The sequence below is a fragment of the Shewanella sp. SR44-3 genome (assembly GCF_014163735.1).
Classification (GTDB): domain Bacteria; phylum Pseudomonadota; class Gammaproteobacteria; order Enterobacterales; family Shewanellaceae; genus Shewanella.
Map to the genome: position 1 here is coordinate 112839 of NZ_JACJDV010000006.1, position 25591 is coordinate 138429.

Below are 25591 nucleotides of genomic sequence, written 5' to 3' on the forward strand. Positions count from 1 at the left end.
GAGAGAACACCATATTTTGCTAAACCATGATTACTTCAACGCTTAGGTTACTTAAATTTAGTAACGCCATTTTGCTAAGTTAAATAACTCGCACCAGTCGAATAGGTCTATGACAAATAAATCATCACAAAGTTGCAGTAAAAACAGGGATTTTATCGGTTTTTTTGGTCAATAGTAAAATTTATGTTAAAAGAATAACTAAATTGAGCTCTCTGTCATACACTGAATAATTTCTGCCATGTTGCTCACCGCTGCTGTTACATCAACACGATATGCGTGTTAAACAGCTAAGCTGAGCTATCGCTAAAGGAAAAGTAAGTGATTAAAGTTGTAGGCTTTTTACTTGTATGCCTTTTTTCATCTCGTGCGTTAGCACAAGATACGCTTAATATTTTTACTTGGGATGGTTATGTCACTACAGAAGATTTAAGCCAGATTAATGCCAAGCTGAAACATCAAGGTTATAACATACAAGCAAAACTGATACAGCCCTATGCAAGTGGACCCAAGCAGATGTTTGATATTCTGCGTCAAGGGACATGTGACATCTCATTCCTTACTCTGAATTACATCAAGATGCGGGAAAAAAAAATCGCCCCTTTATTGCAAAGCATCAATGTCAATTCACCACGATTAAGCTCTTACGCAAATTTACGGCCTGAACTCACCAATATCCCTATGGGAATGGAAGGAGGGAATCCTCTTTACATCCCATTCGGTGGTGGCGCTTATGGGATCTGGGCCAATATGGCTAAATTAACTCATGCCGAACTACCAGTCCGACTTAACGATCTGTGGCTGCCCAAATGGAAAGGCAAAATCTCACTGACTCAAGGGCAAGTACAACCCAATATTGCATTGGTTTTTCTTTCAATGCAGATGCCGCCGTACCACATTAATGACCTGCTATATTTAAATGAAGATAGCCCGCAATTTTACGCCAACCGCCGTCAAGCTATCCAAATCAGCCGTGGACCTATCCAAGAAAAAACCACTCGCCTATATCGACAAGTGGCACGATTTTGGGATTCAGCTCCAGACTATGGCGATGATATTCTGCTCACTGCAAGTTATGGAATTGAAATAGCTAAGCTCAATGCTCAGGGTGGAAAATGGGAATTTATTCATTTTGAAGAAGGCAGTACCACTTGGTTAGATACCATTAATTTCAGTAAACATTTAACTGGGAAAAAACTTGAAGCTGCTGAAATCGCGGCAAATCATTTCATCAGCAAACAAGCTCAAACTCGAATAGTGGAACAATTGGGTATGGTCGCAGCAAGTAAGTTAGTGGACAGTAACCCACAGCTCGACGACAACCCATACTTTTTCTCTGAGGCCATGTTTTGGCCGCCCTACAGCAAAACAGCCAACAATATAATGCAAACACTTTCTGATAAAGCCATGGCGCAAGCTAATCAGGCGTCAGAGTCACCCTAAGTACCTTGTGCATCCTTGTTGCTACTCAGCGACACCTAAACTGGCTAATAATTTTTCGGGCTGATTTAAAAAGGCCTTAGTAATCTGATAATGCTCAGTATCTTGATAGTTTATTGGGGTGATCCCTGTGGCGGAAAACTGGTAAATTTTGGCTCTAGGATAAGCTAATAGAATGGGTGAATGAGTGGCGATAATAAACTGCGACTTATCTTGCACCAGTTGATGAATAGCAGATAACGCCGCTAATTGCCGACTAGGCGACAACGCAGCCTCTGGCTCGTCCAGCAAATACAAACCTTGGCCCCTAAATTTATTCAGTAAGGTCGCCATAAATGACTCACCATGGGACTGCTGATGCAAAGAAATGCCACCATAACTGCCTAAATACGCCTCTCTACCCTCCTCTTCCATGTAAGAGGCCAAATTGTAAAAGCTTTCCGCCCGCAGAAAATAACTGTCTTTAGGTTTTTTGAAGCTTTTTATCGTTTTAAGGTAATCGCCAAGGCTTGAATGACTGGCTTTAGTGGCAAAGTGGGTGTTCTTATTGCCGCCTTCGGCATTTAACCCCATAGCCACAGCGATGGCTTCTAATAGAGTAGACTTTCCTGAGCCATTTTCACCCACAAAGAAGGTTACGTCAGCATCAAAGTCTAGGCTCTCAAAGCCTGTTAGTGCAGGGATAGTAAAAGGATAACAGTCTTGAACCCTACGAGGAGGCTCATCTTGATGCTGCTCGCCCATGTCCAGCCAAGCTTCAGCCAAACGCTGCTGCTTTAAAACAATACTACGCAGATAAGGTTTTTCATCAAAATTCATCTACTGCTCGCTCCATAACGCCACTAATAATTACAAAAATAAGCTCCCTTTACCTTAATAAAGGGAGCTTATTGTTAACTTCAGCTCAAAATAACCCAGTATTACTGACTGATTATTTTTTCAGTTTTGCAAAGGCATCGGCAAAGGCGTTACCCATGGCGGCGTTTGCAGGGGCCGCTTTTGCAGCTGGGGCTTTTTTGGCGCTTGGTTTCCCGTTGTTAGCGCTCGGTTTATTCGCAGAATGTCCGCGATTATCTTGCCTAGGCTTGGCATTACTTGCGCTGGTATTAATGGCTTCATCTAAGCGCATACTTAAGGCAATGCGGCGACGCTCAACATCTACTTCCATGACTTTAACTTTCACCACATCACCGGCTTTGACAATAGTGTGCGGGTCGCTGACAAACTTGTCAGTTAACGATGAAATATGCACTAGGCCGTCTTGATGCACGCCAACATCAACAAAGGCGCCAAAGTTAGTCACATTAGTCACCACGCCTTCTAAAATCATCTCAGGCTTTAAGTCTTTAAGATCTTCAACCCCGTCTTTAAAACTTGCGGTCTTAAATTCGCCGCGAGGATCACGCCCGGGCTTATCAAGCTCGGCTAAGATGTCATTAATGGTCGGCAAACCAAACTCATCACTGACAAAGTCTGCGGCATTAATGCTGCTTAACAAGCTAGTGTTGCCCATCAAGCTGTCTATAGCTTGCTGGGTCTTTTGGGCTATGGTTTCCACTAATTTATAGGCTTCAGGATGCACAGATGAAGCATCAAGCGGATTATCACCACCGCGAATACGCAAGAAACCGGCCGCCTGCTCGAAGGCTTTAGGCCCAAGACGCGCCACTTTGAGCAACTGCTTACGGTTAGTAAATTGGCCGTGTTCATCACGGTAATCCACTAGGTTTTTCGCCAAGGTTTTATTTAACCCCGCAACCTGGGCCAGCAATGGCGCCGAAGCCATGTTGAGATCCACACCGACACCGTTGACGCAGTCTTCAATCACCGCATCCAAGGATGATGACAGCTGACTCTGGCTCACATCATGCTGATATTGACCCACACCAATAGATTTAGGTTCGATTTTAACCAGCTCAGCAAGCGGGTCTTGCAGGCGGCGGGCAATAGACACAGCGCCGCGAATAGACACATCTAAGTTAGGAAACTCTTCTGCGGCAAGCTCAGAGGCCGAATACACAGAGGCGCCCGCTTCGCTGACCATAATTTTAGTTAAATTGGGGTGGGTGTCTTTCAGGCTTGCGATGACTTCGCCTGCCAGCTTGTCGGTTTCCCGAGATGCGGTGCCGTTACCTATGGCAATCAGCTCAACCTTATGCATATTCACAAGATTAGCCAAAGTACGAATGGATTTGTCCCACACATTTTGCGGTGCGTGAGGGTAAATTACGGTGTGAGCCACAAATTTGCCGGTGTTATCGACAATGGCGACTTTGACGCCGGTTCTCAAACCAGGATCTAGCCCCATGGTGGCTTTCGCCCCTGCAGGTGGCGCCATCAATAAATCACCCAAGTTGCGGGCAAAGACTTTAATGGCCTCCTCTTCTGCGCGCTCACGCATCTGGGAAATCATTTCATTTTCCATTTGCAGGGCAATCTTGATGCGCCATGTGGCGGTCACTACCGTTTTAAGCCAAGCATCGACACTGGTATCGCTCAATTTCAAATTGAAATGATCGGCGATAATCACCTCACAATAACTGCCATCGATTGCCTGAGTATCAGGATCGGCATTCATCGACAAACTTAAAATGCTCTCATTACGGCCACGTAACATGGCCAGCGCACGGTGAGAAGGCACCTTATAAAGAGCTTCGGTATGCTCAAAGTAATCGCGAAACTTAGCCCCTTCTTTCTCTTTGCCTTTCATCACCTTACTTTCTAGCACTGCATGCTGGGCAAGGTGACTACGCACTTTACGCACAAGCTCAGCATCTTCGGCGAAGCGTTCCATTAAAATATAACGCGCGCCTTCAAGCACGGCTTTTTCATCACCAAAGCCTGCATCAGAATTGATAAATTCAGCGGCTTTTGCATCAATATCGGCATTACGGTTAGCCAGCAGGAAATCCGCCAAAGGCTCGAGCCCAGCCTCAATGGCAATCATGCCTTTAGTACGGCGCTTGGGTTTAAAAGGTAAATACAAATCTTCGAGGCGAGTCTTGCTGTCCGCTTGATTTATCTCATGCTCTAAGGCTGGGGTGAGCTTATCTTGAGCTTTAATACTCGACAGCACCACTTGGCGGCGATCATTAAGCTCACGCAAGTAACTCAAACGGCTGTGCAAGTTACGAAGCTGAGTATCATCTAAGCCGCCGGTCGCCTCTTTACGATAACGGGCGATAAACGGCACGGTCGAGCCTTCGTCTAGCAAGGCAATAGTCGCTGCGACTTGCTGTTCACGCACATTCAGCTCTTGAGCTAAGGTTTGAGCGATGTTCTGGGCGATGTTTTGTGCAGTAGTCTGAGATGTAGAATGCATAAAATAGGTCTTATAGGACAAAAGAAAATCGGAAATTATGCCAAAGATACCACAGCCAAGGATGAAGCCCAAGAAAGGACCAAGCCTTGGCAGCTATGGCTAGCCAGGGGATTTACCCAGGGCCTGCTTCGCTTTATCACTAAGCGGTATAATATGAGATAGTGATAATCATCAAGTTCCAAATTGCATGCATAATAAAAATCAACTTAGCGCCTTGGAACATGCCTGCGTTAGATAAAACAAATTTGACAGAGCAAACCGAAAAATACCAACCGACTAAAAAATAGCAATAACAAGCATACCGATGCACAGACGATAAAAGCCTCTAAAATCAGTGCCAACGAGCTATCCCCAAACCTTAAGCGACTTTCCAAGGGCGCGGTTTCCCGCTAAATCTACCGCGCCTTTGTTTTAAGCTCTGCATCAGACACTCAATCTAGGAGATATTTTTTTAAAAATTTTCTTCCACTAATTGCAGATGCATGAGCGATCATGGAAGTTAATACAATGACAAAACTAATATCAATTTCACCAAATCGTTTTATGATAAAAACAAACAAGGACATTAACAAACTTGTTATTATTATCGTAATAATCAATCCGGTTACTTGTATTTTTTGTTCACTCACAATTAACTTCCTTTAATTAGCCCCGAATTCAGATAATAACTGCGTCACTCTAAATCAAGTGCTGCTATTGGACATTTACTCAGATGCCATTTGATATCTATAGCTTCCTAGCATATATCCGCCAGCAACAAATGCTCCGCCTATTGTTCCAGCTGAGCCCATAATTAAGATGCGTTTATCGAGTTTTATATCTAAGCTGCAAGATAGATATAGATACCAGCATCATTATTGTCAGCAATAATGAGCCTTCCAAGCCAAAATCGCCTCCCGTCATCAAGGTGTTGCCACTTAATTTTTGACTAATAACACTGTCGACTTTCAATCCGCTGACTTCAAAGCCTAAAATGGGCCCTTGAAAAAATTCCAGCTAAAATGCATGCCGATAGGAAACCACAAATTACCTTTATGTATGGTGTAGATGCCGAGCATAATGCCGGCTAAGAACAGATTAACTAAGGGGATCAAGGACAAATTATCATTAGGTAAGTGCATTAACATGAAGATCACTGCCGATGCCACTAAGGCCCAATACTTGTTCATTGAATCCATTAAGTTTGTCAGCACATAACCACGGATTAAAATTTCTTCGTTCAATGCTACCAGTGCAAATAAAACAATATAAGCCAGTCCATTGATAGCATTAAAATCAAATCGAGCAACACTGGTAAAACCCAAAATATACAAGGCGAAAAAGCCACTAAAAAGCAATCCTGCGCCCCAGAATAAACCTTTTACAAAATCCAGTTTAAAGTGAGTGAACTCAAGCCCTAATGATATGAAAGATTTTCTGTCAACAAATCGCCTAAAAATAGCAATGACAGTGATTGTGATTAATAGCTGAAAAAACATCAGCAGGACGACCAAGTTGACGCCTAAGCTATTGAACATCTCATTGACAGTGCCCATTAACGCTTCGGTAGACAAATCACCTGAGATTAACAAAGGAACGACACTCAATCCTGAGACTAGGGAGGCCACGAAAGCCAATATTACGACTCTTATCCAACCAGTATTAATCATGGGCTGGGGCTGCTGCGCTTCATGCACAGCTAAACTCCCTGCAGCTATTGCAAGCTGTTCAATACTCATTTTTATTCCTTTAAATTATATCATTCCTTAAAGCCTGCAAATCTTATGTGTTTTTCCATGCCTCTTCAACCCTATGATTAACGAATTAGCATCGACAACTTATGCTAAATTCGGTAGTTTCCCTTGTATAGATTTATTAAGAGCGATAGCAGTGAAAACCAATTTGATCACGGCTGAAGGTTTGGCCAAGTTAACCCATGAATTAAATTATCTTTGGCGTGAATATCGCCCTGAAATCACTAAGAAAGTGGCTTGGGCTGCAAGCCTTGGGGATCGCTCAGAAAACGCAGATTACAAAGAGAATAAGCGCCTACTCAGGCAAATCGATGGCCGAGTGCGCTTCCTGCGTAAACGCATTGAGGCGTTAAAAGTGGTGCCCTATTCAGCCGAGCAAGAAGGCAAAGTCTTCTTTGGCGCTTGGGTTGAAATAGAGAATGATGAGGGCGTAACAAAGCACTTTCGCATTGTTGGCCCCGATGAGATTTATGGTGATGCCAAAGATTATATTTCTATCGACTCCCCCATGGCGCGGGCGTTATTGAAAAAAGAAGTCGATGATGATGCCAGCGTACTGACCCCTACAGGAGAGCAGTTTTGGTATATTAATAAAATCTCCTATCAAGGCCCGCTTTAGCTGCTTGCAAGTATTAGCTTGATAACATTAGCTTGATAACATTAGCTTGAAAGTTTGACTTCCAAATCTTTGAAAGACAATACAGAACTTAATAGGCGCACCATCATACTGGTTATTCTAATTTGTGACTTTTCACCTAATAAAAAAGCCTGAGCTGAGCTCAGGTTTCATGTTTTAAAGATTATGACTTGCTAATTAGAAGGCCGCTGTGCCCCATAACCAGACTTTATCTGTGTCTACTTTGCCTGCTGCCGCATCGCCTGCGCTATAGGCGGCGTATTTAACCCCTACAGTGTAATTTTTAGCCACGGGCAGGGTGTAAACCACATCGATTTCTGAGCCTAAATCATCCACTGTTGCGCTTGCTGCATCGGCTTCACTCTCTGTTTCGAATCTGTGGTACATCAAGGTAAAAGCCCCGCCCGCCACAGGCACTGACACTAAGGCGTACATGTCCACTAAACCTTCTTTAGGCGTGCTTAAAAACATATCGGCCCAGCCATTAAACTTGTGCAGCGTCGCTAGCGGCGTGGCAAAACCATAAAGGCCATCGTCTGAGCCTAGCACTTCATAGCCAAGCTTAGTGGTGATGCCAGAAAACGCCGCGCCCACTTCTAAGGCGTAGTAGTTGCTACTAAAATCACTCACGCCACTTTCAGAATCTTGAGTCGCATACTCTAGCGCATACAATAACTTGGCATCTTTTAACTGCTTAGCTCCATCAAAACGCACCCCGTAAGTATCTAGCGCGTTATTGCTATTATCATCCACTTCTAACAGGTAGCTATAGGCACTTAGTACACCTAAATCTGTTTTTAGTGAGGCGTTGAGCAAGTGATCTTTGGCATCTAAGTCTTTATCTTCGGCGAAAATCCGATTGCGCTGCGTCACGTACATATAATCGACTTTGAAGGCATCGGTAAATTGATACCCTAACATCATACCGTCGAAGGTTTGTCTGTCTTGACGCCAGCCCACATCACCCACAAAGCGCTGACCATCAAACATCAGTGCCTGACGACCTGCTTTGGCGGTAAAACCTTGGTTTTTATACTGCACATAGCCTTGATCTAATTCTGTGGTTTCAGGATCGGCAATCACTGAATAACCTGCTTGGTGACCAAGAGAATCGTTGTAATCGTCCATACCGGCAACAACCCGAGAGTCTTCAAACTCGATCACAGATGAGAAGCCATTGAATTCTGCCGTGGTGTAATTAAGCCGAGTGCGCAGGGTTAACGCATCGGCATCTTTAAGTGCATTATCTTGCTCGACGCCTTCGTAGCGTAAATTAAGGTTAATGCTTGCCTTACCATTGGTCATTGCACTGGCTAAAGAGTCGGCTTCAGCGCCGTGGGCTACGCCCATGCTAAGTAGGGCCATAGGGGCAAGTACTGCGGCAACACGAACTGCGAGTAGGCTCTTTCTCATCTCATCATCCTCTGCTGATATGACTCATTGGTATGGCATATCATTATTTTTATTGGTTTGAGTGTTAGTTTTGACCTCAAACCATGGCGGTAAAGCATCATGCTTAAGGTATAAATAATTCGCTTGTTAAACTAACACCCTAAGGCGGAGGATTTTGTGGCATAGAGCACAATTTATTAAGGTTATAACCCCTGCATTAGCGATATTGAATCTATCTGAGATCCAGCCCCCAAAGCTTGCCGCAACGGGCGCAAGATCACTTAGCTCACTGCTATAACAGTCGTATTGATCAAAAACACCAGCCATAGCAATTAATTATTATGGCGTTTTTGCAACATCCACGGCTTTAGGTTCAATTTTAGTGTTTTGATCATGCACTAAATACCAGCCATCTCCTTGCTTTTTAAATAACAAACTCAAGTAATGGTCTATGTGATAAGGCTTACCATCGCGGTCATCTTCATCATAACTGACAAGCAGCAACGCATTTGCCATTTCAGCGCTTTTCTCAACACTGATAATTTTATAATTAAAATGCCAACCTGAAGTGGCAAACCACTCTTTAAGCATGGCGCGATACTCACTAGCATCACCAAAAAATGCGCCATTGGGTAAAATAAAGGTCAACCGTGATTGCTGACTGATAGTAGATTCAAAAGCGGTAAAATCTCTGGCTTTAATGGCCGTCAAATGCTTATTAAGAGTGCAATCAAAATCACAACTGTAGGCGTTAGTGCTCAATAACAGGCTTGCTGCTATCACAGCCTGTTGGGCTATCCTTATGCTCATACTCATCTCCTTATTCAACATCACTCAAATTTGCATAACTCAATGTGGGGTTGCGCGGCTATATTTGGTTATTTTATAAGCTAAGAGGCACCTGCAAAAAACGCAAGCAGTAAGCAGCTGATCCGAATTAGCCTTAGGGCCAAAATGCAACTGCAAGTCATTGAAAGCAATTTAGTTACAATTTATTCAATGATTACCGAAGATATGAAACACTTTGTATTTCAATATTTTGTGAACTCTTTTATCCTAAAAGACGCTACTAATCCCTTGAGCTGATATTGATGAAGCTATTAGCTCACCATTAAACTGGTTATATTAAACCAGCATACGCATTTAAAAATCACCTAAAAGGATATTTCATGGGCCAGGAAACATCGAAAATACTTGTCGTCGATGATGATATGCGACTTCGTTCATTGCTGGAGCGCTATTTAGTAGAGCAAGGTTACCAAGTGCGTAGCGCTGCCAATGCCGAGCAAATGGACCGCCTGCTTGAGCGTGAAAACTTTCATCTTTTAGTGCTGGATTTAATGCTGCCTGGCGAAGATGGCCTATCCATTTGCCGTCGTCTACGCCAACAAAATAACCCCATCCCCATTGTGATGCTCACAGCAAAAGGCGATGAAGTCGACCGTATTATCGGCCTAGAGCTTGGCGCAGACGATTATCTACCTAAGCCGTTTAACCCAAGAGAACTGCTAGCGCGGATAAAAGCCGTGATGCGCCGCCAAGCGCCAAAAGTCCCCGGTGCACCAGCACAAGCAGAAGAAAGCGTCAGCTTTGGTGAGTTTTCACTTAACTTAGCGACCCGTGAAATGTTTCGCGGCGATGAGAGTATCGCCCTCACCAGTGGCGAATTTGCGGTACTTAAAGTATTAGTCAGCCACCCTAGGGAGCCATTATCTCGCGATAAACTGATGAACTTAGCCCGAGGCCGAGATTATTCCGCCCTTGAGCGCTCAATTGACGTGCAAGTATCACGTTTACGCCGCCTCATCGAAAAAGATGCCACCAGCCCAAGATACATACAAACCGTTTGGGGCCTTGGTTATGTGTTTGTTCCCGACGGTGAAGCCAAATAGCTTAAGCAACCTCAGAGCAAGAGAGCATAATGCAGAGAAAATGGTGGCGCCGCTTCCTCCCCCAAAGCGCGTTTAGTCAAACCGTGGTCTTGATAGGCAGCCTGCTGCTGATTAACCAGCTGGTGTCTTACCTGTCTGTGACTGTGTACTTTATCAAACCCAGTTACGAGCAAATAAACCAGCTTATTGCCAGACAAATCAATCTCTTGTTTGTTGATGGGGTTGAAGTGGGGCGCGAGCACTTAACCATAGTCGATGCCTTAAATGCCAAAGTCCGTGATGATGGCATGCGCTTTTACAGTCAAAAACAGGCTATGCGCGCCGGTGTCGAACAGGCTACCTACTATGGGTTTCTGTCGGATCAGATGTCGATGTATTTAGGCGGCGAAGCCGATGTTAGGCTGTCCCAAGGCAGTGAAATGCAGGTGTGGATCCGCCCACCTCAGGCACCTTCTTTGTGGATAAAAGTGCCCCTAGCCGGCTTTAATGAATCAGATTTATCACCACTAACCTTATACCTTATCGTGATTGGCGCCTTGAGTGTCGCTGGCGGCTGGTGGTTCGCAAGGCAGCAAAACCGCCCCCTTAGACGGCTGCAAAAAGCGGCGTTAACCGTATCAAAAGGTGATTTTCCCGAATTACTCCCCTTAAAAGGCTCCACTGAAATTGTTGAAGTGACCCACGCCTTTAATCACATGGCGCAAAGCATGAAACAGTTAGAGCAAGACAGGGCGCTATTGATGGCAGGGATCTCCCATGATTTACGCACGCCATTGACTCGCATTCGGCTCGCTTCTGAAATGATGGTTGAAGAAGATCAATACCTTAAAGATGGCATAGTCACAGATATTGAAGACATGGATGCAATTATTAATCAGTTTATTGCCTATATTCGCCACGACAGAGAAACCCCTAGAGAGCCGGATAATATTCTGCGCTTAATCCAAGAAATTGCTCAACAAGAGATACACCGCGAAGGGGAAATTGAATTAGCGCTTAACGATTGCCCCGACATCCCCATGCAAAGTGTCGCTATCAAGCGAGTATTGAGCAATTTAGTCGAAAATGCCTTTAGATACGGTAATGGCTGGATAAAAATCAGCACCTATAATGAGCAAAAATACGTGTGCTTTAGCGTAGAAGATAATGGCGCTGGTATCCCTGAAGATAAAATCGATGAACTATTTCAACCTTTTACTCAAGGCGATAGCGCTAGAGGTAGCACCGGCTCTGGTCTTGGGCTTGCCATTATCAAGCGTATTGTCGACCGCCATCATGGCAAGGTTAAACTCAATAACCGCGCACAAGGCGGTCTGTGTGCCAAAGTGTACTTACCTAAGGTCTAAGCTTGCGTCACACAGCTAGACGCAAGCAGTCTTGCAGCACAAGGATCCCTTATGGATAACAACCACTGGAAAATCGGCCTACTTGTCACCAGCCTTATCGCCCTACCTAGCTATAGCGCGGCCGCATCAGCTAACGCTCACGAGGCGCCCCAAAACTCGCCTTTGGGTTTATCACTATTAATGGGAATGGAAAGCTACTTAGACTCCCCTCATAGCTCACTGTCTCGCGGCGCAGGCGTCTCATTTATTTGGGATGAAATGCGTGATCCAAGCAGCTTCAAAATAGGTCAAGGCGTCATCCAAACACGCTTTACCTATTATTATGAGAAAGACTCTGAAGTTTATGATATCGACAGGTTTAGAAGCTCAGGCGATGCAAAATTCATCTATCAAGTTCCCTTCGCCCATTTAGGCGCACACCATGACTACCTGCTGAGCTTTCAGGGCCGCTATGAAGGCCACTACAATAGCCAACAATTAGAAGAGTTTGAGCAATTGGCATTAGCAGGCCTTGCGTTAGAAAGGCGTTTTTCTGATATTAATCATTTTGATGTGGGGCTTATCCTTGCCGCAGGTTTTAGTGAAGAAGAAAAAGATGATGATTGGCCACGGGAGCAACTGGGGCATGATACCGACGTACTAGGCCGCTCTGGCTTTGGTTTATATATGGAGTTAAACAACAGCTACACCTTTAGCCACACAGGCGTACAGCTACAAGGCTCAATAAGCCGCTACGCTGGCCACTGGTTTTATGATGATAATCAGTTCTATGAAGTGAATAAATTCAATGTCAGAGTGATTGTCCCTTTAGCCAATCAAAACAACTTATTGCGTTTCTCAGGGCAAATTATCGCCAGAGAATACGAGCTGGATTTAATCGGCTTCAAAGACACCCTCTACCGTGCTGGCATTGAATACCTGCATTATTTCTAAGCTGCCCACACGACTGACAAAGACTATTGACAAAAAGTCATGCCAAAGTGAACAACAAACGCCGGAGCCCTGCATAAAAAAAGGCCATGATGCATCCATCATGGCCTGTTACATCAACAGCTATTACACGCTGTGATTACAGTGCAGCTAATACCGCCTCAGCCTTGCTCACTTCAAATGACTTCGGCGCTTCCACGTTTAATACCGTCACTTTGCCATTCTCAATCACCATGGCATAACGCTGCGAGCGCACGCCGCCAAAAGCCGCTGTGTCCATTTCAAGCCCTAAAGCCTTGGTGAAACTGGCATCGCCATCGGCAAGCATCATTAGCTCAGAGGCATTTTGTGCTTCGCCCCAGGCCTTCATCACAAAGGCATCATTTACCGAGACGCACGCTATCATGTCCACGCCTTTAGCCTTAAATTCATCGGCAAGTACCACGTAGCCGGGTAAATGTGCTTCAGAGCAGGTTGGCGTGAACGCGCCAGGCACCGCAAAAAGGACCACTTTCTTGCCAGCAAAAAGTTCATTGACCTGGTGATTGACCATGCCATCTTTAGTCAGTTGACCGAGTGTCGCTGCGGGGAGTTGTTGACCGACTGAAATCATAATATTGCCCTTTTAATGGATTAAAAAATAACATAAAAACTTGAGATCACTAACATACAGAGGATCGCAAATAATAAACACTGATAAAACCCAGTGGCGTACATTCATCCCCCGACTAAGCCGACTAACTCTAAGCCTAAGTCTGAAAACGCTATACCTCGATATTACGTGACAACCACGCCGCCAGCACAATAAAGATGCTGGAAATCCATAAACAGGCCGCTAATCCATACGCTTGGTATACCCAGCCTGACAGCACAGTGCCAATAAGTCGCCCCATGGCATTGGCCATATAATAAAAGCCCACATCCAGTGAGACGCCTTGTTTATCGGCAAAACTCACTATCAAGTAACTGTGCAACGATGAATTTACCGCAAATACGGCCCCAAAAATAAGCAGCCCTATGATTAGCGCGTACTCAACATGAAAATCGGCCCCTAATGCCAAGGCAATCAATGCCGGAATAACACTTAAATAACTGGCCCACACCAATGCCGTGCGCCCTGTAGGCAAATGCCCTTGAGCCTTAGCCGTGATTTTAGGTGCTAAGGTTTGCACTAAGCCATAACCTATAACCCAGCTTGCCATAAAACCGCCGACCCAAGCCGATGACCAATTAAACTGAGAGGTTAAAAAAACCGGTAACGCCACCACAAACCACACGTCTCTGGCGCCAAAAAGGCACATTCTTGCCGCTGATAAATAGTTTATTGCGCGGCTTTTTGAAAATAACTCGCTAAACTTAGGCTTGTTTTTCGCCTTGCCTAAATCTTGAGTTAATTTACATACACTCAGCAGCCACATCAGTGCCAGCATGACTAGCATGATCCATATCGCGCCTTGAAACTCGAACAGGCTCAGCAATAGACCACCTAAGAAAAATCCCACTCCTTTAAGGGCATTTTTAGAGCCAGTTAATAGCGCAATCCACTTGTACAGCTGGCTTTGCTCATTATCGGCCACCAAGAACTTGATGGCGCTCTTAGCGCTCATCTTATTAAGATCTTTAGCTATGCCAGACAATGCCTGAGCCGCCATCACATAAACCACAGTTAACAGCTCATTAGGCACAGTTAACATGCCCAGCGCCAATACCTGCAGCCCTAAGCCAATGTTCATGGTGCGATTTAGCCCAAGCCTTGCCCCTAACCAGCCGCCAACTAAATTGGTCACTACGCCAAAGATTTCATAAAACAAAAATAGCATGGCGATGTTTAACGGACTGTAGCCCAGCTGATGGAAATACAGCACCACCAGCATCCGCAGCGCGCCATCGGTTAAGGTAAAGCCCCAGTAATTGGCTGTGATAAGCAAATACTGCCGCACGTCTGCTGACAAATCCTTTAAACCCATAATGGCTATTCCTTATCGGCGCGGCCTACCATACGGGCAAGCTCGGCGATGCGATTGGCATAGCCCCATTCATTGTCATACCACACGTAGAGCTTCACTTGGGTGTGGTTCACTACCATGGTAGAAAGCGCATCAATAATGCTCGAGCGTGGATCGGTTTTGTAATCAATGGACACCAGCGGACGTTCTTCATACCCCATGATGTTGTTCAATTCACCTTGAGCAGCTTGTTTGAGCAGTTGATTCACCTCCTCCACGCTGGTGTTACGTTCAACTTCAAACACACAATCGGTAATTGATGCATTGGTTAAAGGAACCCGTATGGCATGGCCATTAAGTTTGCCTTTAAGCTCAGGGAAGATATGGGTAATCGCAGTCGCTGAGCCTGTAGTTGTCGGAATTAAACTTGTGCCACACGAGCGGGCTCGGCGTAAATCTTTATGAGGCGCATCTATAATAGTTTGAGTATTAGTAATGTTATGGATTGTGGTCATAGAGCCATGCTTAATGCCTATTTTTTCATGGATAACCTTAACCACCGGCGCTAAGCAGTTGGTGGTGCAAGAGGCCGCCGTCACTATTGGGTGAATCGCCTTGTCGTATAAGCCATCATTAACCCCCATAACGATATTCAATACCCCGTCTTCTTTCACCGGCGCTGTCACAACCACACGTTTTACCCCTTGGTCTAGGTAGGCTTGCAGCAAGGCCTTGGTTTTTATCTTGCCTGACGCTTCAATGACCAGATCACAACCCGACCAGTCGGTATCTTGAGTGGCGATGTTTTGACTGCAAGGAATGCTTTTACCATTAATCACCATGGCGCTTCCTTCATGAGTGGCTTCATGGTGCCAGCGGCCATGGACGGAATCAAAAGTCATTAAGTGGGCCAAGGTTGCCGCATCACCAGCGGGGTCGTTAATCTGCACTATTTCAATGTCGTCCCAATCAAAGGCTGTCCGCATTGATAAACGCCCCATACGGCCAAAGCCGTTAATACCGATTTTAATTATCATGTGAGTGTCCTCAATGTGGTTTAAATTTATAAATGTGAATTAAAGTAATCTAATTGAACTGGGTGTTTTAGCGCTTTAGGGCGTATTTTCTGCACCGCTTCAATCACCTTGTCCCCAGACCAACCAAACGCTAATAAAATAAGCCCGATCACTAAGCCTGTTCTGCCTGAGCCGCCTTTGCAGTGAACGGCTATGGTGCCCTTGTTATTGAGCGTATCTAAAATATTAGCCTTGTATGCATTCCACTGAGATTCAAAGGCTTGGCCTGGAGGTGCATCATCTAAAATAGGGAATTGAAGCCACTTAACGCCTTGTTTTTCACATTCAGTTGGTAATGAGAGCGCGTTATTTTTTTTCATTTCTTCATCAAACATCAAACTGATAAGCATGCTAGTCCCAGCTTGTTTAAGGGTAGAAATAGCATCACTTAACATAGCTTCTTTGATACCAGGACACGGGGTAAAAATAAGTTGCGCACCATTTTCAAGCGATAAAATATCAAAAGGATGTGTTTGCATAATGACCTCAAAGATAAACAAATAGAGTAATGTTTTTATCTAAACCAATGCTGTGTTCGATTAATAAAGTAAACCAGAGATAGCATCACAGGCACTTCAACCAACACCCCCACCACCGTTGCTAGTGCGGCGCCAGAATGTAAACCAAAAAGTGAAATCGCCACGGCGACCGCCAATTCAAAAAAGTTAGAGGTGCCTATCAAACACGCAGGACCTGCAATGTTATGTGGTAATTTCATCCATTTGGCTGCTAAATAGGCAATAATAAAAATACCGTATGTCTGGATCATCAATGGAATAGCAATCAAGCCAATGGTTTCAGGCTCAGCCATTATGGTGTTGGCTTGAAAGCCAAACAGCAAAACCACAGTGGCTAATAACCCAATGACAGACCAAGGTTTCAACGCGGATAAAAAAACCGTTAACGACTGTTCACCTTGAGCATTATCGAGCCTTTTTCGGGTAATAATCCCCGCGATTAATGGCAGTAGCACATACAGCACCACGGAGATCAGCAAGGTTTCCCACGGCACTTGAATATCGCTAACGCCAAGTAAAAAAGCGCAGATAGGCGCAAAAGCGAACACCATAATGACGTCATTCACCGACACTTGTACCAAGGTGTAATTGGGGTCACCTTTAGTTAATTGTGACCAAACAAACACCATGGCGGTGCAAGGCGCAACGCCGAGTAAAATCATACCGGCAATGTATTCTTGTGCTGATGCAGGATCGACTAAGTCCGCAAACAGAATATTAAAAAATAGCCAACCTAAGCCCGCCATAGTAAAAGGTTTAATCAGCCAATTTATCACTAGGGTCAAGATCAGCCCTTTAGGATTTTTACCCACATCTTTAATAGATGAAAAATCAATTTGCACCATCATGGGATAAATCATCACCCAGATAAAAACCGCTACCACAATATTTACCTGCGCTATCTCAAAATCTGCAATCAATTGAAAAACATCAGGCTGCCATAAACCTAACACCACCCCAAAAATGATGCTTAATCCAACCCAAATCGATAAATAGCGTTCAAAAATGCCCATGTTATTTCTTCCTAATTACTAATATTTAGCGACAAAAACTGGCCTTGTCGGGACGGTTTTTCATGTTACTCACGCGCTCAAGTTCAGCCTCAAGGCGCTCAATATTATATTCAGTCGTCTGCGCTAATACTGCCTTGGCCCATTGAGGTAACAGCGGATTAATGCGATAAAACACCCATTGGCCGTGTTTTCGATCACTGATAACGTTTGCCTTTTTCAGCACAGCTAAATTGCGCGACACTTTAGGCTGGCTAGGCTCATCTAATGCCACCATCAGTTCACAGACGCATAACTCCCCCAGATAATGGCTGAGCATTAAGGTTTTTAAGCGAATATCATCGCTTAGGCATTTATAAAAGCTAATAGGGTCGATATTAATGCTGGCGGCGACTGTGTCTGTTGCACTCTGAAATGGAGCTTGTACATCTGACTGAACCCAAGCTTGCGGCGCTTCCAGGCGCAAAAACAAATCGAGTCTATGGCTGATGTCATCTAAGGTTGCTAGAAAGGGGGTTTCACCGCCACGAGATTTGGGAGGCGCGATATCCCAAGCATATTGCTGCTTAGCGCCGGCATAACTGCGGCATTCTTGGTTGGCCTTATCACACAAGGTGATAACAAAATCAAAGCTTTGACTAGCAAACTCTGCAATCGACTTAGACGCTAAACCTTGGGTATTAATGCCCAACTGGATAAGCGCACTTAAGGCGCGTTCATCCACGACGCCTAGCGCATCAGCGGCATCGGCTTCTTCGCCATCAGTGACTTCAACGACATTAGCCACATGTGTGCCAGCACTACAGACCTCAAAAAAGCTATCGGCTTTATGCCGTAGCAGCGCCTCCGCCATTTGCGAGCGCGCAGTATTGCCGCTGCAAATAAACAACACCCGCCGTTTAGGGGGCGAATCACCTTCGATTTGGCTTGAGCCGACTGAGCTTAGAGGATTAGACGCGCTCGCTGACATACTGGCTTTCTCTGATTAACTAGATCACTCAGAAGTGTATATATGAAATATCATATATACAAGTATTTTCACGAACAGATTTTAACTAGCCAATTTTTTTAGCGAAAAGGCCTTAACAAACGGATAATTGAGCAGAGGTTTTGTCTGTGACAATCTAAATGGGAGCATTTAACGAAGCGGAGGGTTTTAGGTAGTGTACCTGTGCTGTAGGAATAACAATCGCGGTGTAAATCACCATGTTCCATCTTTTTAGATGCTATATAACTTGTTAATTTAAAAGCATAAATAAAATATCTTACGCTGTGACACAGTTAATTTTGGTATACTGGCTTGCCACGGCATTCACTTTACGACACGCAGCAAGTATGTCCATATAGCTCGCCTCGACATCCATGTCTCAGACGGTCGTCTCGCAAATTGCCCTGGTTCACCTTTTTAGCTTCTGTGTAACTTATTAACTTAAAAGCATAAAGCCAACATTTTACGCTGGGAGGCAGCGTTGTTCCTCAACTCACGTTTAATTTCAGTTCAGCTCTGGTTTATATTCGGGGCAATACGTTGCGCCGTACTGATGCAGTTCCAGCCCCTTGGCTTTGGGTTCATCTTCAGACGAATAGCGATTGCCAAACTCATCGCAGATTGAAATTTCAGCTTCAGTTTCAATGTTAGCTTCAGTCTCAGTGATAGCTTGAACGCTTCCAGAATCACAAGCCATTAGCGCCATCACCAATGCAACAACAGCAGGGAGCAACACAAATTTTTTCATGACTTTATGCATCTTGATATACCTAGGAAATTTGATTGAATATTGGCGGTTCTCTTGATGCAAAATACACTGACCTAACATCAAAGGCCTGTCGCCGAACGCCCCGCATACAGGCTTGCCACGACCCATTTCTTTCATAAAAAGTCTCACGACACGCAGCTTTTGACTTAAACCAGAGTCCATCCTTGGCTCTTGATTTAAACCAAAGTCGAACATCCCGTCTGATGGGATGGACGGTCGTCTCGCCTATCTCTTGGTAAAGCGCCCTGGATCACCTTTTAGCTTCTATGTAACCTGTTAACTTAAAAGATAAAGTCAAAATTTTACGCTGGAGGACACCGTTGATTCTATTCCTTTAGTTCGCCTTACTAAGCGGCGCGAAATTGTTGGCTAAAATGTACGAGGAACGAGTGCTAGCCAACTGTTTAGCGTCCGTTTGAGTAACTTGTGTACGCCCAGCATGGGCATGAACTAATGAGGTGAAAGTCCTCTGTAGGAAGATCACCGCTTAATAACGTACTGTTATTAAACGTTAACTACTAGCGAATGGCAAGGGCTTATCATTGATGATTGGTCTGAAGGAAGCCGCTAGCAAATTTGCGAGCTGATGTGTTTACCCCACTGAAAGCGAGTAGTTCGCTTTTTCTGCTCTTAGAATATCATTTTTTAATACAAGGCGTTGCTTCAACAAGCCAGATGGCGAGCCTGCGACATTCGCTCCGAACACATTCGGATCTCCAAATACTATAAATGCATCTTTCGCCCGGGAAACGGCAACATTCAACATATTCGGACCAGCGTCATAGAATTTACCGCTGTCTTTATTGTTTTCGCCGTATACACTTGAAAACAGTACGACCAAGCGCTCATCTCCTTGCAAGCTATGCACGGTGCCTACGGTTAGTCCTTCAATACCTACCTTTCGGAGCTCACCGCGAATTAAGCCAGCCTGTTTGCTAAAAGGCGTGACAATGCCTACTGCTAGACGAAGCACGTTGGCATCGTCCATGGTTTGATATTTTTTATCTTGCTGCCTTGCGTAGGCCAGCAGCGCGTTATATTGCGCCACCAACCACAGAGCAATCGCTTCTGCCTCTCCAAAGTTGCCTCGGCTACCACCAAACGATTGGGAGGGCGAATAAACAGGCTGTAAGGTCATTGTACCCCAAGGGACCTCGTGCTTAGCGTTACCACGAAGAGGCTCAAGTATTCCCTGATACACCAAGTCGTTACAATAACTCACAATATCGTTAAAACAGCGACGGTGTTCAGTGAGATACAGACCACACTGTAACTTTTCAAACTGATGATAGTGACATTGCCTTTGCGCCAGTCGCATCACATTCCCACTGCTTGCCAGCATGCCACTACCTAGCCATTGCTCATAATCTTGCTCATCCTCCAATAGATCGAACAGAGCCAAGTTAGAGCGATCGACACTAGCAGGGATGCTCCATACAGGTTCGATTTGGTCAATATCTCCCACTATCAAGGCTCGCTTAGCTAAAGCAAAGCTGGCCGCGGAAATATCTGGAAGGGCTTGGCCTGCTTCATCCACTATAAGCAAATCAATCTCTTCTAGCTGTGGTAGATCAGCCCAACTCCCATCTTTAAACTCTCCCGCCATGAATGTATTTGGTACCATATAGAAGGTAGAGACAAAGCAAGGCGTTAACTTGGCATAGCGTCGGAGCTTGCGTAGTAGTTTAAATGGTGATTTTTTGTCTTGATCATTGCTTTCAACAAAAGCTCTGGTCTCCTTTAGCCAACGTCCTTCAAAGTAGTGCGTCGCCAACTTAAACAGGCGGAAACGGTAGTAACGGTCATTCAGCTCCGCTACTTGCTCGGGCATTGTTTTGCTAAACAGCGTCAGCGTCTCTGCCGGTGCAAGCCAAGTATTGAGATTGTCCTGCTGCAACTGAAAATGCGATAAACAGCCTTCCGCCTTAGAGACCTGTTGTTCCAGTTGGCTGATTTCGGTGCGAATTCCATCCATTTGTTGGTTCAGCGCCGCTTCAACCTCATCATCGCTGAAAACTCCGAGCACCTTGTCCCATTGGTTCAGCAATCGCGCTGTCTTACGTGATTCTTGCTTACGAATCACGGGCAACCACATCAATAAAGAGACCCACCATTTGCGCGATTCCCAAAGTTTATAAACCGCATCCAGTAGAGCTTTCTCTTGTTTATAGGCCAAAGAATGTTCGTTAAAGGCTACTTTAGACTCTGTTATGCTTGTCTTCAAAGATTCCACTGAACCATACTGCTGTTCAATATTACGCAAAACCAACTGCCAAGCTTTTAAATAGTCAAAGCCCTGTCTGATCTTATGCTGAGCCACACACATTTCTTTGTGCAAGGTAGCCAGTGCATCATCAACACTCTTACACTCACTTTGCTTCCAGTTTTTGACTTTGGTGAGGAAATGTTGCTGCGCCTCAATGATAAATGCCTGAGTTTGCCAGCCTTCCATGCAGCCCTCGCCTTTAGGACCAGCGTAGCGATAGGGATTATATTGGTTAGCTTTTGCCCCTGAACAGAAATACAAGCCATAACTATCTACCTCTGGTAGCCAGCGCCCCTTCAGGCATTCATCCAGCCCTGTTTCGTCAATTCGAGCAAAGCTTTCCAAAATATTTGTTACCGCCTGATTATTGTTTGAGGTGGCGACTATTAATGGTGCCTCACTTTGACTCAGTGCCGCTTGTGTCCAGAGATTAGCGACAACCGAGCGCAACAAGGTTGTTTTTCCTGTACCTGGCGGCCCGTTTACTGCCAGAATCTCACCTGACTTTTGCTCAATAAAGTGATGCAGTGCATTGCGCTGTTTCACCGAGAGCGGAAACTCGCCCGACATCTGGCCCACATGCTGATTTGCTAGCTCTGCATTGTCCTGTTTGTCAACGTATGCACTGAGCTTGGAACTCTTACGATTACTGTATACCTGATAGAGTTTAGGGAAGCGCCCTTTCTCTACCATAAAGTCCAGTACCTTTAGCATCTTGGCTTTCGCACCTACAACAGGCGTATTCAACTGCAATAAGCACTGGTCGCTTAATGTATATTCGGGCGATATAGCCAGATCACTCAGCTGTGTAGCAGGTAGCTCGTCACTGGCTTCACGGTAGGTTTCACCGGTTGCTTTGCATAACAGCCTGGTGCAATAAGCAGTAAGCTGCGACCAGTTTTCTATGCCTTCAAATGGATGCTGCGTAAAAAATGCATCCAGTAAGTCCATTTCGGTGAAAGGCTGCGTGGCACTTTGGGTTGGACCAATCCAGATACGCGGGATCCAGGGCGCTTTATTGGTTGGCTGCAACTTACCATCACGCAGTAAATTGACAAACACAACTAAGGGCATCAATACACGGCGTTTTCGCTTGTCACTTTCTCCGCCCTGATAATTGAGGTGATCGACACGGGGGAAGATCACGATTTCCAGCTGTTGTAGAGGTGGCTTGTTTTTAGGTTGACGCGCTTCAATGATTTGCTCAGCTAAGTTTGGGTCGACTTGCCCCTGCTGCCAAAGGTTAGTAGATAGAGCTACATAATCGGCCTGGGGGGGCCGATTTTTTTCAGCCCCCAGCGCCGGAAGAATATCCTTATCTTCAGGGCAGAGCCTGTCGGTGTCGATCAATGATTGGCGAAAATAGCGACTAATTTGTTTAAAATACAGAGTCATTACCAGCTCTTACTATGTTGTTTTTATTTGCCCAAAATAATCTAAGGGGCGTTACAAATTTCAGATCACGAATACGCTCAGGAAAACAGGCGTACTTTAAATTCAGCCAGTGGCCATAACTATACACATAACGCCTAATTAACAGGCAAAAAATAGTTGGTTAAAATAAGCGACGAAGGAGCAAAAACCAACTGTTTTTTGTCCTTGTTTAATTTCTTATTAGCTTTTTTTACTATAAAACAGCCCAGTATACTCAACAAATTCTTTTAGGTTTAAATCTAAAACACCCCAATCACGAGATTCATGCTCCGTATTATACAAACGAGCAAGTTGACGAATTGAGTTTGTTAAACTTAGCCATACCATTGCATGATGATGAGAAACTTGAAATGCAACAGGAACTAGCTGTTCGAATGTAGGTAAAATTTCGTCCGCTGCTTGCAATACTATTATAGATCTCGCATCCTGAAGTTTTTTATAGTTTGCATCATTTTTAAATTGATTGAGATCACCTAGATGTTCAGATATTGGACGACAATTAATTACATGCTTACTCCAATGGAAGATACCATTCAATATGCTTTTGTCATAACAAAACGCTTCTAAGACAAATGATATTGGTTGTCCAAGTTTTTCTTTTAATTCTTTATTTTTACGTTTTTCAGGAATTACTACCACTAGAACATAAAATATTAAACTCACAATATAGCCAATACTAAGATTGAAAATTATCGTGTTACCAACAGAAAATTGAGAAAACAAACCACCTATAAAGTTATCGTGAAATATCTTTGGCAAGGCTTCATTTGAGGAAATAAGCAGAAGGAATAGGCTTATAACAAATAAGAACCAAATTAGATTTTTTTTCAGAAATGACACAAAAACTCCTTGAAAGCTAACAGCGTATTCACGCGAATTTCGGAAAACATCCTAAGACATTGCCTCAATCTTAGACTCGCTTACGCTTAAATTGTTATTAATTTTAGTAACTTACCAGCTATCAAGAGGCTTATCAATCTCTTTGATTCTGGATGCTCTTTAATGAAAAGAAGCGAGAATTTAGAGTGTCAAGAATCGCTCGCTTCTCGTCATGTACTCTCGAGATAAATTTTTAACATTATTTTTCAACAGCATAGATTGTTCACTGGATAAAACCGAGCGTTTTTACTCTTCAACAAATTTACATAACGAGAAGCAGGGCCAAGATTAACCTAACTCGTTTTTGGACAGAAATGAGCTAGAAAATTTACACTGAACTTGCCTGAAAAAACCAGTTGCTGAAATTCCTGCATACAGGCTTGCCATGGCATTCACTCGTCGACACACCGTAAACTCATCCATGAGGGCTCGAACATCCCGTCCATGGGATGGACGGTCGTCTCGCAAACACTCATGGTTCACCTTTTTAGCATTCGTGCAATCTGTTAGCTCTTAAAATTGAGTCCCATGCCTATGCCAACCCTAACAGTACAGGCACAGGTTGCACCAAATCCCCCTCGAAGTTGCCGAAGTGCGTTGGAATAAATAGCGTAAGTCCAGACATGGATGTCTGGCTAACTTTCGGGGGGCTGGGACGCCCCATCGAAAGTGTTAGCTATTTATCCATAAGCAAGAGGAATAACAACTTCGCGGGCGGCAAAGGGGTGTTCCAAGAGGGGAGAATGCTGTTGTTTTCCCCTCTTGGCCAGTGCAGAGTGGAACCCTGCGACTTTATTCCAAACGAAGTTTGGACATCTTAAATAATGCCCGAGCCCACAAGGACCTTCTTGCTGATAAGAATACGGCGTCACTCGGGACGTTAATGCAATGGCCGAGATCAATCCTATGATGTTAAGTTTCGCTTTTATCGGTATACAACCTAAACAGCGACACCAATGCTAATAAGAGGGTATTGAGCTAAATAGCTCGAGTTGTTCTATTGAGTTAGTCAGCTAAATGCCATTACTTCCAGCCATGAACCCAACGCGTACCATCTTGCAAATCATGCCAGTCTATTGGGGTAGAGCGTTTTGATATCACAGCTTCGATTGAGCAAAAAACGACTATGCCCTCTTCATCGAATTCAATTTCAGTGACCATAAAGTGCTTTTCTTTATTAACGGGTGCAACAGCTGTCCATTTGCTGTTGAGTAATTTCTTGGGGTTAATGTTATTCATCGACACTCCTTCAAATACATCACGGTTCATTTCTGACCATCACTGTTGTCACTGACCCATCTTGACCATTGCTGATAGGTGCCAATAGCGAACAAACTGCCTATGAATAGACAAATGCCTGTGCTTACGAGCCAAAATGTCAGGCTATTTAAGCCCTATCACAGTAAAGTCACCGCTGACCTTAAGCTGCACGGTAACGGCTTGTGCGCTGGTGTTTTTCCAATACCAACCGTGGGAGCCTGCAAAGGGGGCGGTAAAACTGCCCTTCATTTCATCACTTGTGGCAATGACGTAGCTCTCAAAATACCCTGTGGTGTCGCCCTGTGGCTCGCCGTGTAAGTCAAAATATAGCGGACTCGGGCTGCTATTATTAGTGGCGGTGTCAGTGGCGGTTTCAGTGTGAGTGCTCCATTGGTATTCCATCTTGGCAAATTGCGCCATATAAAACTTATACTCCACCCACCCCGCGTCCCGCTGGCACAGTCACGCTTATGCTGTGCTCGGACGGTTTGGCGGCATCACTTTGTGGCGCATTGGCTGGCGTCTGTGACGTTTCAGACTTAGATGCATCTATTACAGCTTGCATCTGAATGCCAGAATCTGGCTGAGCCAGCGCTGTCAGGCCTAAGGCCTTGCCCACTCCTGTGGGGTCTATATTGTATTCTGCGGGTAAAATTAAGCTCACCAAGGCAATTGCCGCTAAGATAACTGCCGAAAACGAGGCTTTAATCAATGTCTTACTGCTTACTGTATGTTGCATAATCTTCTTCTTTTTAG

General features: G+C 44.6%; 21 protein-coding genes and 1 pseudogene. 5 read left to right on the forward strand and 17 right to left on the reverse strand.

Annotated features, from left to right (window positions below):
* Nucleotides 1-318 precede the first annotated feature (318 nt).
* Nucleotides 319-1440, forward strand: a complete 1122-nt coding sequence (locus H5073_RS05540) for an extracellular solute-binding protein (protein WP_182677764.1) — start codon at nucleotides 319-321, stop codon at nucleotides 1438-1440.
* Nucleotides 1441-1461: 21 nt separating this feature from the next.
* Here H5073_RS05540 and H5073_RS05545 read toward each other — a convergent pair whose 3' ends face one another.
* The 4 genes from H5073_RS05545 to H5073_RS05560 all read right to left on the reverse strand — a co-directional run bounded on the left by H5073_RS05545 (nucleotide 1462) and on the right by H5073_RS05560 (nucleotide 6477).
* Nucleotides 1462-2256 (reverse strand): AAA family ATPase, encoded by a 795-nt coding sequence (locus H5073_RS05545; protein ID WP_182677766.1) that lies wholly within the window; start codon nucleotides 2254-2256, stop codon nucleotides 1462-1464.
* A 112-nt stretch (nucleotides 2257-2368) separates the two neighbouring features.
* Nucleotides 2369-4759 (reverse strand): Tex family protein, encoded by a 2391-nt coding sequence (locus tag H5073_RS05550; protein ID WP_182677768.1) that lies wholly within the window; start codon nucleotides 4757-4759, stop codon nucleotides 2369-2371.
* A 431-nt stretch (nucleotides 4760-5190) separates the two neighbouring features.
* Complete coding sequence (locus H5073_RS05555) at nucleotides 5191-5388, reverse strand: hypothetical protein (RefSeq protein ID WP_182677770.1); 198 nt, start codon at nucleotides 5386-5388, stop codon at nucleotides 5191-5193.
* A 339-nt stretch (nucleotides 5389-5727) separates the two neighbouring features.
* A complete protein-coding gene (locus H5073_RS05560; protein ID WP_182677772.1) occupies nucleotides 5728-6477 on the reverse strand; it encodes a CPBP family intramembrane glutamic endopeptidase in 750 nt (249 codons plus the stop codon).
* A gap of 151 nt (nucleotides 6478-6628) precedes the next feature.
* Between H5073_RS05560 and greB the strand changes: the two genes are divergently transcribed.
* Nucleotides 6629-7111: a transcription elongation factor GreB gene (gene greB / locus H5073_RS05565; RefSeq protein ID WP_182677774.1), complete on the forward strand. Its 483-nt coding sequence runs from the start codon at nucleotides 6629-6631 to the stop codon at nucleotides 7109-7111.
* Between the two features lie 195 nt (nucleotides 7112-7306).
* On the opposite strand, the gene H5073_RS05570 is transcribed toward greB, so the two are convergent.
* Together H5073_RS05570 and H5073_RS05575 are read right to left on the reverse strand one after the other, a co-directional pair.
* On the reverse strand, nucleotides 7307-8542 hold the full coding sequence (locus H5073_RS05570; RefSeq protein ID WP_182677777.1) for an alginate export family protein: 1236 nt from the start codon (nucleotides 8540-8542) through the stop codon (nucleotides 7307-7309).
* A gap of 318 nt (nucleotides 8543-8860) precedes the next feature.
* Nucleotides 8861-9331, reverse strand: coding sequence for a nuclear transport factor 2 family protein (locus H5073_RS05575; protein WP_182677779.1), 471 nt, complete (start codon nucleotides 9329-9331; stop codon nucleotides 8861-8863).
* A gap of 359 nt (nucleotides 9332-9690) precedes the next feature.
* On the opposite strand from H5073_RS05575, the gene ompR reads away from it, so the two are divergent.
* From ompR to H5073_RS05590, 3 genes are read left to right on the forward strand one after another with little or no spacing between them, the layout of a single operon-like run.
* Nucleotides 9691-10413, forward strand: a complete 723-nt coding sequence (gene ompR / locus H5073_RS05580; RefSeq protein WP_182677781.1) for a two-component system response regulator OmpR — start codon at nucleotides 9691-9693, stop codon at nucleotides 10411-10413.
* 29 nt (nucleotides 10414-10442) lie between these two features.
* On the forward strand, nucleotides 10443-11759 hold the full coding sequence (envZ, locus tag H5073_RS05585; RefSeq protein ID WP_182677783.1) for a two-component system sensor histidine kinase EnvZ: 1317 nt from the start codon (nucleotides 10443-10445) through the stop codon (nucleotides 11757-11759).
* A 51-nt stretch (nucleotides 11760-11810) separates the two neighbouring features.
* Complete coding sequence (locus H5073_RS05590; RefSeq protein ID WP_182677784.1) at nucleotides 11811-12692, forward strand: hypothetical protein; 882 nt, start codon at nucleotides 11811-11813, stop codon at nucleotides 12690-12692.
* 136 nt (nucleotides 12693-12828) lie between these two features.
* Here H5073_RS05590 and H5073_RS05595 read toward each other — a convergent pair whose 3' ends face one another.
* From H5073_RS05595 to H5073_RS05645, 11 genes and pseudogenes are all read right to left on the reverse strand, one after another.
* A complete protein-coding gene (locus H5073_RS05595) occupies nucleotides 12829-13302 on the reverse strand; it encodes a peroxiredoxin (protein ID WP_182677786.1) in 474 nt (157 codons plus the stop codon).
* Nucleotides 13303-13453: 151 nt separating this feature from the next.
* A complete protein-coding gene (gene arsJ, locus H5073_RS05600) occupies nucleotides 13454-14656 on the reverse strand; it encodes an organoarsenical effux MFS transporter ArsJ (RefSeq protein WP_182677788.1) in 1203 nt (400 codons plus the stop codon).
* Nucleotides 14657-14661: 5 nt separating this feature from the next.
* Nucleotides 14662-15672 (reverse strand): ArsJ-associated glyceraldehyde-3-phosphate dehydrogenase, encoded by a 1011-nt coding sequence (locus tag H5073_RS05605; protein ID WP_182677790.1) that lies wholly within the window; start codon nucleotides 15670-15672, stop codon nucleotides 14662-14664.
* Between the two features lie 26 nt (nucleotides 15673-15698).
* Nucleotides 15699-16190, reverse strand: coding sequence for a tyrosine-protein phosphatase (locus H5073_RS05610; protein ID WP_182677792.1), 492 nt, complete (start codon nucleotides 16188-16190; stop codon nucleotides 15699-15701).
* Nucleotides 16191-16225: 35 nt separating this feature from the next.
* Nucleotides 16226-17242, reverse strand: coding sequence for an ACR3 family arsenite efflux transporter (gene arsB / locus H5073_RS05615; RefSeq protein ID WP_182677794.1), 1017 nt, complete (start codon nucleotides 17240-17242; stop codon nucleotides 16226-16228).
* Nucleotides 17243-17267: 25 nt separating this feature from the next.
* Complete coding sequence (locus H5073_RS05620) at nucleotides 17268-18209, reverse strand: metalloregulator ArsR/SmtB family transcription factor (RefSeq protein WP_182677796.1); 942 nt, start codon at nucleotides 18207-18209, stop codon at nucleotides 17268-17270.
* A gap of 523 nt (nucleotides 18210-18732) precedes the next feature.
* Entirely contained in the window at nucleotides 18733-19158 is a 426-nt protein-coding gene (locus tag H5073_RS18340; RefSeq protein ID WP_259394828.1) for a hypothetical protein, read from the reverse strand.
* Between the two features lie 430 nt (nucleotides 19159-19588).
* Nucleotides 19589-22657 carry an AAA domain-containing protein gene (locus tag H5073_RS05630; protein WP_182677798.1) on the reverse strand — a complete coding sequence of 1023 codons (3069 nt, stop codon included), beginning with the start codon at nucleotides 22655-22657 and terminating at the stop codon, nucleotides 19589-19591.
* Nucleotides 22658-22876: 219 nt separating this feature from the next.
* Nucleotides 22877-23536: a hypothetical protein gene (locus H5073_RS05635; RefSeq protein WP_182677800.1), complete on the reverse strand. Its 660-nt coding sequence runs from the start codon at nucleotides 23534-23536 to the stop codon at nucleotides 22877-22879.
* A gap of 1062 nt (nucleotides 23537-24598) precedes the next feature.
* Complete coding sequence (locus H5073_RS05640) at nucleotides 24599-24814, reverse strand: TIGR02450 family Trp-rich protein (protein WP_182677802.1); 216 nt, start codon at nucleotides 24812-24814, stop codon at nucleotides 24599-24601.
* A 144-nt stretch (nucleotides 24815-24958) separates the two neighbouring features.
* A pseudogene (locus tag H5073_RS05645) lies at nucleotides 24959-25574 on the reverse strand (hypothetical protein).
* Between the last annotated feature and the right edge of the window lie 17 nt (nucleotides 25575-25591).